10 protein-coding genes and 1 pseudogene are annotated in these 13,055 nt (G+C 63.2%); 2 read left to right on the top strand and 9 right to left on the bottom strand.

What is annotated here, in order from left to right; genetic code table 11:
- A pseudogene (locus tag QZ964_RS16335) lies at nt 1-1,338 on the bottom strand (hypothetical protein); the annotation flags it as partial.
- A gap of 135 nt (nt 1,339-1,473) precedes the next feature.
- Nucleotides 1,474-2,517 carry an EF-P lysine aminoacylase EpmA gene (gene epmA / locus QZ964_RS16330; RefSeq protein ID WP_292532790.1) on the bottom strand — a complete coding sequence of 348 codons (1,044 nt, stop codon included), beginning with the start codon at nt 2,515-2,517 and terminating at the stop codon, nt 1,474-1,476.
- A gap of 96 nt (nt 2,518-2,613) precedes the next feature.
- Between epmA and efp the strand changes: the two genes are divergently transcribed.
- Entirely contained in the window at nt 2,614-3,183 is a 570-nt protein-coding gene (gene efp, locus QZ964_RS16325) for an elongation factor P (protein WP_292532789.1), read from the top strand.
- 142 nt (nt 3,184-3,325) lie between these two features.
- On the opposite strand, the gene QZ964_RS16320 is transcribed toward efp, so the two are convergent.
- Complete coding sequence (locus QZ964_RS16320) at nt 3,326-3,763, bottom strand: very short patch repair endonuclease (RefSeq protein ID WP_292532787.1); 438 nt, start codon at nt 3,761-3,763, stop codon at nt 3,326-3,328.
- Nucleotides 3,764-3,864: 101 nt separating this feature from the next.
- Nucleotides 3,865-5,079 carry a DNA cytosine methyltransferase gene (locus QZ964_RS16315; RefSeq protein ID WP_292532785.1) on the bottom strand — a complete coding sequence of 405 codons (1,215 nt, stop codon included), beginning with the start codon at nt 5,077-5,079 and terminating at the stop codon, nt 3,865-3,867.
- Between the two features lie 190 nt (nt 5,080-5,269).
- Between QZ964_RS16315 and QZ964_RS16310 the strand changes: the two genes are divergently transcribed.
- Complete coding sequence (locus QZ964_RS16310; RefSeq protein ID WP_292532784.1) at nt 5,270-5,581, top strand: hypothetical protein; 312 nt, start codon at nt 5,270-5,272, stop codon at nt 5,579-5,581.
- Nucleotides 5,582-5,602: 21 nt separating this feature from the next.
- On the opposite strand, the gene QZ964_RS16305 is transcribed toward QZ964_RS16310, so the two are convergent.
- From QZ964_RS16305 to nuoL, 5 genes are read right to left on the bottom strand one after another with little or no spacing between them, the layout of a single operon-like run.
- The gene (locus tag QZ964_RS16305; protein ID WP_292532782.1) at nt 5,603-7,273 is read right to left on the bottom strand and encodes a ribonuclease J; all 1,671 of its coding nucleotides are present in this window, start codon (nt 7,271-7,273) and stop codon (nt 5,603-5,605) included.
- The gene (locus QZ964_RS16300; RefSeq protein WP_292532780.1) at nt 7,270-8,058 is read right to left on the bottom strand and encodes a biotin--[acetyl-CoA-carboxylase] ligase; all 789 of its coding nucleotides are present in this window, start codon (nt 8,056-8,058) and stop codon (nt 7,270-7,272) included. Before QZ964_RS16300 ends, QZ964_RS16305 begins: the two co-directional genes overlap by 4 nt.
- A 30-nt stretch (nt 8,059-8,088) precedes the next feature.
- Nucleotides 8,089-9,522 (bottom strand): NADH-quinone oxidoreductase subunit NuoN, encoded by a 1,434-nt coding sequence (nuoN, locus tag QZ964_RS16295; protein ID WP_292532778.1) that lies wholly within the window; start codon nt 9,520-9,522, stop codon nt 8,089-8,091.
- A gap of 13 nt (nt 9,523-9,535) precedes the next feature.
- Nucleotides 9,536-11,044: an NADH-quinone oxidoreductase subunit M gene (locus QZ964_RS16290; RefSeq protein WP_292532776.1), complete on the bottom strand. Its 1,509-nt coding sequence runs from the start codon at nt 11,042-11,044 to the stop codon at nt 9,536-9,538.
- The gene (nuoL, locus tag QZ964_RS16285) at nt 11,044-13,050 is read right to left on the bottom strand and encodes an NADH-quinone oxidoreductase subunit L (RefSeq protein ID WP_292532775.1); all 2,007 of its coding nucleotides are present in this window, start codon (nt 13,048-13,050) and stop codon (nt 11,044-11,046) included. The genes QZ964_RS16290 and nuoL overlap by 1 nt, the downstream gene beginning before the upstream one ends.
- Nucleotides 13,051-13,055: the final 5 nt, after the last annotated feature.

Here is a 13,055-nt window from a genome sequence, read left to right as displayed (position 1 = left end):
GGGCGGCGGAGGCTGCTGCGCCGTGAAGGTGGTCAGCGGTCCAAGCTCCTGCTCGATCAGGCTCATCGGGCTGAAGACGAAGGAGCTGCCATCGTCGGGTCCGCCCCAGAGAATGCCGTGCAGGCTCGCCTGGCTGGCGGTCGGCAGAATGGAGAAAACCGGCGAGCCGCTGTCGCCATTGTCCGTCAGCTTATTCGTCCCGCTCACCCGGCCGACGCGGCTCTGGCACAGCAGTCTGATGTCCGTGTCCGCGACATTGACGTCGATGCAGGTCGCGCGCACGTCGCCGAAGGCCCAGCCTGTCGTTCGCCCGACCTTGTTGAGCCGCATCCCCACCACGGAGTCCGGCGTCTCGCTGACGATCCGGAAGACGCTCGGAAAGCCATTGATCGTCAGCGAACCGACATTGTTGGTCGTTCGGGCGATTTCGAAACGCCCGCGGTCGATTCGGTAGTCGGCATAGGCGCTGTCGCTGAAGCGGCATTTCCTTCCCGAGGGGCATACGCCGCCGGTGAAATATGGCGGGTCTCTGTCCTCGTCGCCGATCTTATTGCCGGAAAACAGCGGATCGTTCGGCTGATGGAAATCGTCGTCATTGCTGACGCCGCGGTTCTTGGTGCAATGAGAATTGGTGACGAAGCCGTCGCGGCCATTGCGCACGACGTTGAATCCCAGCGTGCAGAGCTTGTAGGCGAAAACGCCGGTGTCGATTTCGATCTGGACGCCGCCGGGAACCGGCCGGCTCTTGTCGCGCAACGAGGCGTGAAAGCGGATCGGCTGCGTCTCTTCGATGATCAGCGCTTCAAACGGAACGCCGAGCGATTTCGCCAGGGCTTCAAATCTTTGGCGCGACGGATCGCCGACGACGCCGATGGTCACGCGATTGCGGCGTTCGTCGAGATCGACGAAGACGATCTCCTGGCCGTCAAGCGCCGGGCTGAAGCTTTTCTTCCATTTGGCGAGTTCGACGACGTCGTAGTCGCCTTTGATGATGTTCGGTTCTTGAGCGCGGCCTTTGGCAGCGGCGTTTTGCGTCAGGAACTCCGCGCCGAGCACGCTGGCGATCGCCGACGTGACCTGCGACCGCGCGGCTTTCATCGCCTCCGCGCCGCGCAGTTCGACGGCGTTTTTCATGTAGACCTGCAGCACCCCCTTATCGTCGAAATACATGCCCCCAAACCCAGGCGCCTGCTCGCCAATTTTCACAAGCTTGTCGTCGAAGGTTGCGAGGGGCTCGACGGGCGGCGCTGCGGGCGATTGGCTCTGTTGCGCCGAGGCGGCGGTCGCGATCGTCAGGGCGATCGCCACGATAGATTTCAGCAATAATTTAAGGCCCATTGCGCCCTCCATGAAATCATGTGCGGCGTGCGAGCGTGTATCGCTCGCGTTCGCCGTCAAATGGCGCCAAATATGGACGTCCCTGCCAGCGTAGGACGTACGCGCCAGCATCGCGTCGTTTATTCGAATGAGAAACTAGAGCGCCGTGCCGGACTCGGCCACTGGCGTCCACAGCACCTGCTCGATGCGCTCGGCCCCGGTCGCGAGCATCACCAACCGGTCGAAGCCGAGCGCGACGCCGCAGGCCTGCGGCATTTCAGCGAGCGCCGCCAGAAAATCCTCATCGATCGGATAGGTCTCGCCATAGATGCGGCGCTTCTCCTGCATCTGCGTCTCGAAGCGCCGGCGCTGCTCCGCCGCGTCAGGCAGTTCGGCGAAGCCATTGGCGAGCTCCACGCCGCAAACATAGAGTTCGAAGCGATCGGCGAAGCGCGGATCGTCGGCGTTGGCGCGTGCGAGCGCCGCCTCGCTTATCGGATAATCCGTCAGGATCGTCGGCCGCTCGCGGCCGAGCATAGGCTCGATCTTTTCGGCCATGATCTTGCTGAACAGATCCGACCAGCTGTCGTCGTCGACGACCCTTATGCCGTCGCGCGCCGCGGCGCGCGCGAGCCCGTCGCGGTCGTTCAGCAACGCTTCGAGATCGATGCTGGCGTGAGTCGCGAAGGCGTCGCAGACGCTGATGATCTCCGGCTCCCCGAACGGATCGCAGACGCGCTCCCGCCAGCTGAAATCGCTCGCGCCGGCCGCCCGGGCGGCGCTCGCCAGCAGTCCGGCGCAATCCTCCATCAGCCGCAGCGTCGGCTCCCCCGCCCGATACCATTCCAGCAGGGTGAATTCCGGATGGTGCAGGGCCGAGCGCTCGCGATTGCGGAAGACGTGGGCGAGCGTGAAAATCCGCTCTTCGCCGGCCGCCAGCAGCTTCTTGCAGGAGAATTCCGGCGAGGTGTGGAGGTAGAGCCGGCTGCGCTCGCCCGAGGCGCCGATCAGCTCGGTGGCGAAGGCGGAGAGATGCGTCTCATTGCCGCCCGAAAGCTGAAGCGCCGCCGTCTCGACCTCGGCGAAACCCTCCGCGGACAGGAAGCGCCGCACTGCCGCGGCAATCGCCGCGCGCACCTTGAGAAAAGGCCTGCGGCCGGCATAGGCGTCCTTTGCCCACCAGGGCGGCGCGCGCGTCATAAGCTCTCCCGCGGGACCGCGCCCCGGATTGCCGGCGCGCCCGAAATATGGTCTTACCGCCGTTCATAAACCAGGCCGGCCATAAGGGATACCGACGTGAAAGTCATCGCCAGTTCAATTCGCAAAGGCAATATCATCGAGAGAGATGACGGGCAGCTTTATGTCGTCCTGACCGCCGAGAGTTTCTTCCCGGGCAAAGGCACGCCGACGACGCAGATCGACATGCGCCGCCTCTCAGACGGCGTCAAAACTTCGGACCGCTACAAAACGACCGAACAGGTCGAGCGCGCCTTCGTCGAAGACCAGGATTTCAGCTATCTCTACAATGACGGTGACGGCTATCACTTCATGAACCAGGCGAGCTATGAGCAGATCATCGTGCCCACCGATGTGATCGGCGATCAGGCGCAGTGGCTGCAGGAGGGCATGGTCTGCATCCTGTCGATGTTCAACGGCGTCGCCGTTGGCATTCAACTGCCGCCGCGCGTGACGCTGGAGATCGTCGAGACAGAGCCGGCGATGAAAGGCCAGACCGCTTCCTCATCTTATAAGCCGGCCAAGCTCGCAAATGGCGCGCGGGTCATGGTCCCGCCGCATATTCAGCCGGGCACGCGCGTGGTGATCCAGACCGAAGACGGCGCCTATGTCGAGCGCGCCAAGGATTGAAGAAGCCAGAGTTCCCCTCTCCCGCTCGCGGGAGAGGGTGGCCCGGCGAAGCCGGGTCGGGTGAGGGGGGAGCATAAAAGCCCTCATCCGTCGCGCTTCGCGCGACACCTTCTCCCGCAAGCGGGAGAAGGAGAAACGCCCTCTACTTCAAAAAAGCGCGCAGCCTCTTCTCCGTCGCCGCCGCATCTTTCAATTCGCATTCCCAGATCGTGAGCGCGCGCCAGCCCTGTGCTGCGAGTTTTTCGCGATGCGCGGCGTCGCGCGCGACATTCCTGGCGATCTTGTTGCGCCAATAATCGGCGTTCGCTTTCGGCATGCGCGCGCCGCGCGCGCATTCATGCCCGTGCCAAAAGCAGCCATGAACGAAGATTGTGAGCTTGCGGCCGATGAAGGCGATGTCGGGATTGCCGGGAACGTCCTTGCGGTGCAGCCGATAGCCCGGCGCGAACGTTCTCAACATCGCCCGCACGGCGATTTCAGGCGCTGTATCGCGCCCTTTCACCGCACGCATGATGGCGGAGCGCTGGGCGGGATCCTCCCCGACGTGTCGTATTTTTCGCTTTTGCTCGCGTGATGTCATTCCCGACGCCCGCTTGCGGGCGATCGGGAATCCACGAGTCGCCGCCCGCACTTATCTCGATTCCCGATCAGGCCTTCGGCCTGTCGGGAATGACAATCGCATCATGCCGCGCTGCGAAGCGGCATTGCGCCGATCAACGACTCCAGCAGATGCGCCGCAATATGCCGCACGACCGGAACGACGACGCCATCCCCTGTTAGATGGTAGGCTTCATTGTAATTCCGAGGCAAAACATAGTCTTCGGGCAGTCCCATCAGCCGCGCGGTCTCGCGCGCCGACATCAGCCGCGAGCGAACTTTGCCCTTATCGACCATCAGCACATATTGCCGACTCGAGCCGCCGGCCGGCGTGCGCAGGCAACCGGCGACATTATCGAAGCGCGCTTCGGCGCGCTGGATTTTTGCGCCGTTCTGATAGCGCGTGCGGCGATAGAGCGTTCCCGCCATCTTGCGCCCGGCGCGCTTCGCCTCGACGATTTTCGCGAGATTGACGTCGCTCATCATGGCAATCAGGGCGTTTGTCTCGCGAGGCTTGTGCCACTCGACATCGTGCGGCGCGTCTTGGATGACGTCTATCAGCGAGTTATTGCGCGGCGGCGGCGCCGGCAAATTCCACCATAACCAATTGCCGCGGAGCGCTCGCGGCAGACAGTCGTGCGCAGCGACAAGCGCGCGTGTGTGGAACGTCCGGTCATTGCGAGCGAAGCGAAGCGATCCGGGGCCGTGGGACGATTTATGGATTGCTTCGTCGCTGCGCTCCTCGCAATGACGGATGGCGAGCGACGAGGGAACCGCCACATCTTCGCGCGCGGCGATGATGAACAGTCGCGGGCGCGATTGCGGAACGAACAGCGCCGCGTCGATGACCAGCGCGCCAAACCTGTAGCGCTCTTTCGCCAGCGCCTCGCAGATTTTGGTAAAATCCCTGCCGCCATGCGAGGTCAGCGCGCCGCAGACATTTTCGAGAACGATGAGCGCCGGCGCACGCCCCTCCTGGCGCAGCGCCTTCATCAGATCCCAGAAGGGCCAGAACGTCCCGGACCTTTCGCCCTTCAATCCGGCGCCGGCGCCGGCGAGAGAGAGATCCTGACAGGGGAAGGACGCCCAGACGAGATCGGCGCGGCCCGGCAATCGCGCTGTGGATAACTCTCGTACGTCGCCAACGTGAAGCTCATCACCGCCCCAGTTTGCCCGGTAGCTTTCGGCTTTCTTGCGGTCGAAATCATTGGCGAAGAGGCAGCGCCAGCTCTCTCCAAGCCCGCCGCGGGCCATGCCGCCGCCGGCGAAGAATTCGTAATAGGCGGGTTTGCGGCTCATGGCGGGTTCTCGCACGGCGCTTTGAGAATCAACAGCCTGGACGCCTTTCTTAAAGCGAAAGCGACGATTCTGTCACAAATTTTTTGTGTTTCTGTGATGGAAAACACCGATCTGCCGGCTGGAAAGGCGCAGCAACGACTTCGCGCGCGCGACGCGAGGCGCGACTGTCCGGCAAGAGAGGGAGCGACTCATGAAAAAATTTCTGCTTCTCACTGCGCTGCTTTTTTCGCCCACGATCGCCTGGGCGGGAGATGAGGCGTTCGACTGCAATAAGAAGTTCGACGGCGAAGTCGAATGCAAGGTCAAGAAGGACAAGGTCGCGGTCAAAGCGGTGTCAATCGACGGCGGCGAATGCGCCGCGCCGGCCGACTCCAAGGTTTACGGCAAGGTCATGAAGAAGGACGAAAAGTTCAAGCTGCCTGGCGCGCATGACTGCCTTTACGTCAGCGGATTCACGATCACGACGACCGACGGCAAGACGCAGAAGTTTTACGCCTTCTAAGGCGATCGGCCAGGTCGCGCGCTACGTCGCGACGACCATGACGTGAACCGTGGGCTTCTTGCCCCAGACGGATGAGACGGCGCCGCGCACCGCGCGCTCGATCGCCGTTGAAACGGCGTCGGCGTCGCGGCGTCGCGGGCGCGACAGCCCCTCGAACGCCGCGAACAGCGCCTCGTCGATCACTTCACCCATCTCCTCGCCGAATTTGCCGCGCTTCGGCACGCCGGCGAAGACGACATCGGGATCGCCGACGAGTTCGCCCTTGCGATCGACGGCGAGCGCGATGGAGATGACTCCGGCGAAAGAGAGCCGCACGCGGTCACGCACGGCGCCGTCATCTTCGGTAAGAACGACGTCGCCGTCCTTCATGAGACGCCCATGCGGCGCCTCGCCGATCACGCCCGGCGCGCCGGGCGCTAGCCGCACGATGTCGCCATTGCGCGCCGAGACGACCTGCGACGCGCCATGCGCTTTCGCAAAAACCGCATGTTCGGTCAGATGATGCGCCTCGCCATGGGCGGGCACGGCGATCTGCGGCCTGATCCATTCGTACATTTGCGCCACTTCGCCGCGGCGCGGGTGGCCTGAGCAATGCACGAGGTGGTCGTGGTCGGTGATGACCTCGACGCCGAGATCGCAAAGATTGTTGATGATGCGAAAAACGTCTCGCGCATTTCCCGGAATGACGCGCGACGAGAAGATCACCCTGTCTCCAGCGACGAGCTTGATCGCCGGATGATCGTTCATCGCCGCCCGCGCCATGGCGGCGCGGACCTCGCCCTGGCTGCCGGTGGCGATGACCACCGTCTTGTCGCGCGGCAAAGTCTGCAACAATTCCGGCGCGTGAAATCCGGGCAAGCCGTCGAGATAGCCGCAGTCGCGCGCCACCTGAATGGAACGGTCCATCGCCCGCCCGGCGACGACGACCGTGCGTCCGCAGGCCTGCGCGGCTTCGGCGATGCCGCGCAGCCGCGCGACATTGGAGGCGAATGTCGTCACCAGCACGCGGCCCGGCGCTTCGGCGATCAGCGTGCGCAGCGTGCGCGCGACGTCGGCTTCCGAGAAACTGTCGCCCTCGCGCAGAATGTTGGTCGAGTCGCAGATGAGTGCGGCGACGCCCTCATCGCCGAGCGCGCGTAGCCGCGCCTCGTCGATGCGCGTTCCAACGCCGGGCTGCGGATCGATCTTCCAGTCGCCGGTATGAACCAGCAGGCCGAGCGGCGTGCGGATCGCGAGCGCGTTGGCTTCCGGAATCGAATGCGCGACGGCGACATATTCGACCTCGAACGGATCGAGATCGAGCTTTGCGCCGGCATGCGTCAGGGAGATGTCGATCTTTGGCGCGCCAGGCTCGTTCAGTCTTCGCACTTCCAGGAGGCCCGCCGCAAAGGGCGTGGCGAAGACCTTGCATTTGAGCCGCGGCCACAAGGTCGCGAGCCCGCCGATATGGTCCTCATGCGCATGTGTGATGCAAATTCCGACAAGATCGCGCGCGATCTTCTCGACGAAGGCGATATCGGGAAAGACAAGGTCGACGCCCGGCGCCTCCGGCCCGGGAAAGCCGAGGCCGCAATCGACCATCAGCCATTTGCGCGCTTTCGGCGGGCCGAAGCCATAGAGCGCCATGTTCATGCCGATTTCGCCCAAGCCGCCAAGCGGCAGGAAGACGAGGTCGGTTTCGGGCGTCGTCATGCGACGCCTCCCGCCGCGGTCTGCCGGGGCCCGAGCGACACATCCCCCGCCTCGACTGCTCGCGCGCCGTTGTGCGTCGTCAGCACCAGCCGGCCGATCGCGTCGATCGTCTCGAAGCGCCCCTCGACGGTTTCGCGTGGAAGCTCGACACGAATATGAGCGCCGAGATAGGCGGCGTCCTTGAGCCAAGCGTCGCGAATAAGGGCGAAACCGTCGCCGCCGCGCCAGAGATCGAGCGTTTCGACGAACGCATCGGAAAGACGAGCGAAGAGCGTGGCGGAGTCAGGCGCGCTCGGCCCGATTGACGCCAGCGTGCGCGCTTCAAAGGGCAGATCAAGCGGCGCCTCAGCGCAATTGACGCCGATGCCGATGATCGCGACTGCGGCGACCGGCGCACGCGCGTCGCCGGTCGGCGCGCTGACGTTCTCGAGCAAAATTCCGCCGAGCTTGGCGCCGTCGAGCAGCAGATCATTCGGCCATTTCAGCGCGAAGCGGCCGGCTCCCCCTGTCGCCGCGCGCAAGGCGGAGAGCGCCGCGACGCCCGCCACAAAGCCGAGCTGCGGCGCGACCGCGGCCTCGGCGAAATCGCGGAGGATAAGGCTCGCATGAAGATTGCCCGGCGGCGAAATCCATTGGCGTCCGAGACGACCACGGCCGCCGGTTTGTCGCGCAGCGACGACCCATAGAGGCCCGCGTTCCCCCATCTCGATCAGGCGGCGCGCTTCGTCATTGGTCGAGTCGACGCTCTCCAGCGCGAGGAGGCGCACGCCGCAGGCACGCGCCAATGATCCCAACTCCACGCGCGAACTTCCTCCCTAGAAGAGCGATTTGGCCGCCGCCGCCGCCGCATCCATGACCGGCGTGGGATAGACCCAAAATCCAAGCAGCGCCAGCGTCGAGACCGCGAGCACGGCGCGAACCGCCATCGGCGCGCGATCGAAGGCCGGCGCCGGCTCGTCGAAATACATCACCTTGACGACGCGCAGATAATAGTAAGCCGCGACCGCGCTTGCCAGAACGCCGATCACCGCAAGGCTGAAGAGGCCGGCGTCGACCGCGGCGAGGAGCACGTAATATTTGGCGAAAAAGCCCGCAAGCGGCGGAACGCCGGCAAGCGAGAACATCAACATCGCCAGGAAGAAAGCCATCCAGCCGTTGGTGCGCGACAGGCCGGCGAGATCGGCGACATTCTCCACATATCTGCCCTGGACGCGCATCGCGAGAATGGCGGCGAAAGTCCCGAGAGTCATGATGAGATAGATCGTCAGATAGATCGCGACGCCGCGCACGCCCGCCTCATCGGCGGCGGCGAGGCCAATCAGCGCGAAGCCCATATGGCCGATCGAGGAATAGGCCATCAGCCGTTTGATGTTCTCCTGGCCGATCGCCGCGAAAGAGCCGAGCAGCATCGACGCGATGGAGATGAAGACGACGATCTGGCGCCACTGATCCTTCGCGCTCGGGAAGGCGGTGAAGACGAGGCGCAGGGTGATCGCCACCGCCGCCATTTTGGCGGCTGACGCGAAAAAGGCGGTCACCGGCGTCGGCGCGCCCTGATAAACGTCGGGCGTCCACATGTGGAACGGCGCCGCCGACATTTTGAAGGCCAGCGCGGCCAGAACGAAAACCAGCCCGAAGATCACGCCGATCGGCGCCGAGGTCGAAACGACCGCGGCGATGCCGGAGAAAGAGATCGTTCCGGCGAAACCATAGAGTAACGACGCGCCATACAGCATCATGCCGGAAGAGAGCGCGCCGAGCACGAAATATTTGAGGCCCGCCTCCGACGATTTGCCGTCGTCGCGCGCAAAGGCGGCCATGACGTAGAGCGCCAGCGACATCAGCTCAAGGCCGAGATAGAGCGCGATGAGATTGTCCGCCGAAATCAGCAGCAACATGCCGAGCGTCGAGAGAATGATCAGCACCGGATATTCGAATTTTTCGAGCCCGTTGCGCTGCAGCCAGTCGACGGACAGCAAGATCGACACGATCGCGCCGATGAGGGTCAGCGCCTTCATGAAGCGCGAAAAGCCATCGTCGACATAGGCGCCGTCGAAGACGCTGGCGCCGGGCGTGCTCGACAGCGCGATCGTGACCAGCGCGAGACCAAGAATGCCGACCGCCATTTCGTCGACGAGGCCGAAACCGCGCTCGCCGCGCCAGGCGCCAATCAGGATGAGAACCATCACGCCGACGGCGAGAATCGTCTCGGGAAGAAAATGATGCGCGAGTTGAACGAAGAAGGGCATCGTCAGCGATCCGTCATTGGCCAGCGGCCGCGAGCTTAACCGCGTCGATGAGCGCCGTATGGGTCTGGATGAGATTGTCGACCGACGCCTGCGTCGCGTTGAGAATGGCCTGCGGCTGCACGCCATAGTAGATCGTGATCAGCACGAGCGGCGCGAAGATCGCGATCTCGCGCGGCGTCAGATCGGTGATCGTCATCAGGCTCGGCTTCTCCAAGGCGCCGAAAATCACGCGGCGATAGAGATAGAGCGCATAAGCCGCGGAAAAGATCACGCCGCTCGTTGCGATCAGAGCGACCCAGCTGCTCGCCTGGAAGGCGCCGGCGAGCGACAGGAATTCGCCGATGAAGCCCGTCGTCCCAGGCAGGCCGACATTGGCCATGGTGAACAGCATGAAGACGAAGGCATAGATCGGCATGCGGTTGACGAGGCCGCCATAGGCCGCGATCTCGCGCGTATGCATGCGGTCATAGATCACGCCAACGCAAAGGAACAGCGCGCCGGAGACGAAGCCGTGGCTGATCATCTGGAAGATCGCGCCCTGCATGCCTTGAGCGTTCAACGTGAAGAGCCCCATCGTGACATAGCCCATATGCGCGACGGACGAATAGGCGATGAGCTTCTTGATGTCTTCCTGAACGAGCGCGACGAGCGAGGTGTAAACGATCGCGATCACCGAAAGCGCGTAGATGAGCGGCGCGAAGTGGGTCGAAGCGTCCGGAAACATCGGCAGCGAGAAACGGATGAAGCCGTAGCCGCCCATCTTCAGGAGAATCGCTGCAAGGATGACCGAGCCCGCCGTGGGCGCCTCGACGTGGGCGTCGGGCAGCCAGGTGTGCACCGGCCACATCGGCATTTTCACCGCGAATGACGCGAAGAAGGCGAGCCACAGCCAGGTCTGCATCTCCTTGGGGAAGTCGGTGTTCAGCAGCACGGTGATGTCGGTCGTGCCAGCCTTCCCATACATGGCGAGGATCGCGACCAACATGAGGAGCGAGCCGACGAGCGTATAGAGAAAGAATTTGAAGCTCGCATAGACGCGCCGCTTGCCGCCCCAGATGCCGATGATGAGGAACATCGGGATGAGGCCGCCCTCGAAGAAAAGGTAGAACAGCACGAGATCGAGCGCGCAGAAGACGCCGATCATCAGCGTCTCAAGCACCAGGAAGGCGATCATATATTCCTTGACGCGCTTCTGAACCGAGTCCCATGAGGCAAGAATGGCGAAGGGCATCAGAAAGGTGGTCAGCAGAACGAAGGGCATCGAAAAGCCGTCGACGCCCATCTTGTAGACGAGGCCGGAGCCGAGCCAGTTTTTCTGCTCGACGAATTGAAACGCCGCGCTCGTTTGATCGAATCCCGACCAGATGAAAAGCGACAGAGCGAAGGTGGTAAGCGTGGTCGCGAGCGTCGCCCAGCGGATATTGCGCAGGCTCGCGTCATCGTCGCCCTTCTGAGTGAGCAGGAAGGCGACGCCGACCAGCGGCAGGAAAATGACGCCGGAGAGAATGCCGAAACCGAACATCAGCGCAATCCTCCGGCGATGAAGTAAGTGGCGACCGCCGCGACGCCGATGAGCATGGCGAATGCGTAATGATAGAGGTAGCCAGTCTCCAGACGCACCGCGAAGCGCGCCCCGTCGGCGACCCGCGCGGCGACGCCGTCAGGCCCGAGGCCGTCGATGATCGCGCCGTCGCCGCCCTTCCAAAACAGCCTGCCGAGAGCGAAGGCCGGCCGCACGAACAGGAAGTCGTAGAGTTCGTCAAAATACCATTTGTTGAGCAGGAACTGGTAAAGACGCGGGAAGGTCCGCGCCAGCGCCTGCGCGGTTCCGGGCTTCAGCACATAGACATAGAGCGCGATCAGGAAGCCCAGGACCATCATCGCGGTCGGCGCATAGGCGGCCCAGGCCGGAATCGCATGCATCTCATGCAAGACCTCATTGTGCGCGCCGGTAAAGATCGCGCCTTTCCAGAATTCCGTATAGGCGTGTCCGACGAAATCAGGTTCGAAGACATAGCCCGCGCCGAGCGCGCCGACGGCGAGAACCGCCAGCGGAATGAGCATCGCCAGCGGCGATTCATGCGGCGCATGATGGCCGTGATCATCGTGGCCGTGATTATGCGCGTCCGCCGCCGCCGGTTCGTCTTCCGCATGACTCTCGGCGACCGGATGCGCATGGCGATGGCCAAAGAAGGTCATGAACACCAGACGCCATGAATAATAAGAGGTCAGTCCCGCCGCGACGACGGTCGAGACGAAGCCGATCATCGCCGTCGTGCGGTGTTCGCCGACCGCGAAGGCCGCCTCGATGATGGCGTCCTTGGAGAAATAGCCCGCCGTAAAGGGAAAGCCGGTCAGCGCCAGCGTGCCGATGGTCATCATCGCGAAGGTGAAGGGTATGTCCTTGCGCAGGCCGCCCATGTTGCGCATGTCCTGCTCATGGTGCATCGCATGGATGACCGATCCCGCGCCGAGAAACAGCAGCGCCTTGAAGAAGGCGTGGGTGAAGAGATGGAAGATGCCGAGCGAATAGGCCCCGACCCCTTCCGCGACGAACATGTAGCCGAGCTGCGAACAGGTCGAATAGGCGATCACGCGCTTGATGTCGTTTTGAACGAGACCGACGGTCGCGGCGAAAAAGGCGGTCGCCGCGCCGATGATGGTGACGAAGGCGAGCGCCGCCGGCGCATATTCGAAGATTGGCGACAGACGCGCGACCATGAACACGCCCGCCGTCACCATGGTCGCGGCATGGATGAGCGCCGAGACCGGCGTCGGGCCCTCCATCGCGTCCGGCAGCCATGTATGCAGGAAGAATTGCGCGGATTTGCCCATGGCGCCAATGAACAGAAGGAAGGCCGCGAGCGTCAGCGCGTCGACGTTCAGCCCGAAGGCGTGAATCTTCTCGCCTTCGAGGCCCGGCACGGCGGCGAAGACCTCGTCGAAGGTGAGCGACTTGGTCAGTTGAAAAACGAGGAAAATGCCGAGCGCGAAGCCGAAGTCGCCGACGCGGTTGACGACGAAGGCCTTGATCGCCGCGGCGTTGGCGGAAGGCTTTTGATACCAGAAGCCGATGAGCAGATAAGAGGCGAGGCCGACGCCCTCCCAGCCGAAGAACATCTGCACGAGATTGTTGGCCGTCACCAGCATCAGCATCGCGAAGGTGAACAGCGATAGATAGGCGAAGAAGCGCGGACGATCCGGATCCTCGTGCATGTAGCCGACCGAATAGAGATGCACGAGGCTCGACACCGTATTGACGACGACGAGCATCACCGCCGTCAGCGTATCGACCTGCAGCGCCCAGTCGACCTTGAGCGCGCCGACCGTCATCCAATTGCCGAGGATCGGCGCGTAGCCGTGATTGTGGCCGAGCGCGACATCGAAGAAGACGATCCACGACAGGACGGCGCAGACCATCAAGAGGCTCGTCGTGACGAATTCGGAGGCGCGCGCCCCGATCCAGCGGCCGAATGCGCCAGCGATCAGAAAGCCGACGAGCGGAAGAAAGACGATGGCGTAAATCATCTTAA

This window comes from Methylocystis sp. (assembly GCF_021731785.1).
Classification (GTDB): Bacteria; Pseudomonadota; Alphaproteobacteria; order Rhizobiales; family Beijerinckiaceae; genus Methylocystis.
The sequence above is the reverse complement of the archived record's forward strand: the minus strand, read 5'-3'. Positions and strand labels throughout refer to the sequence as shown.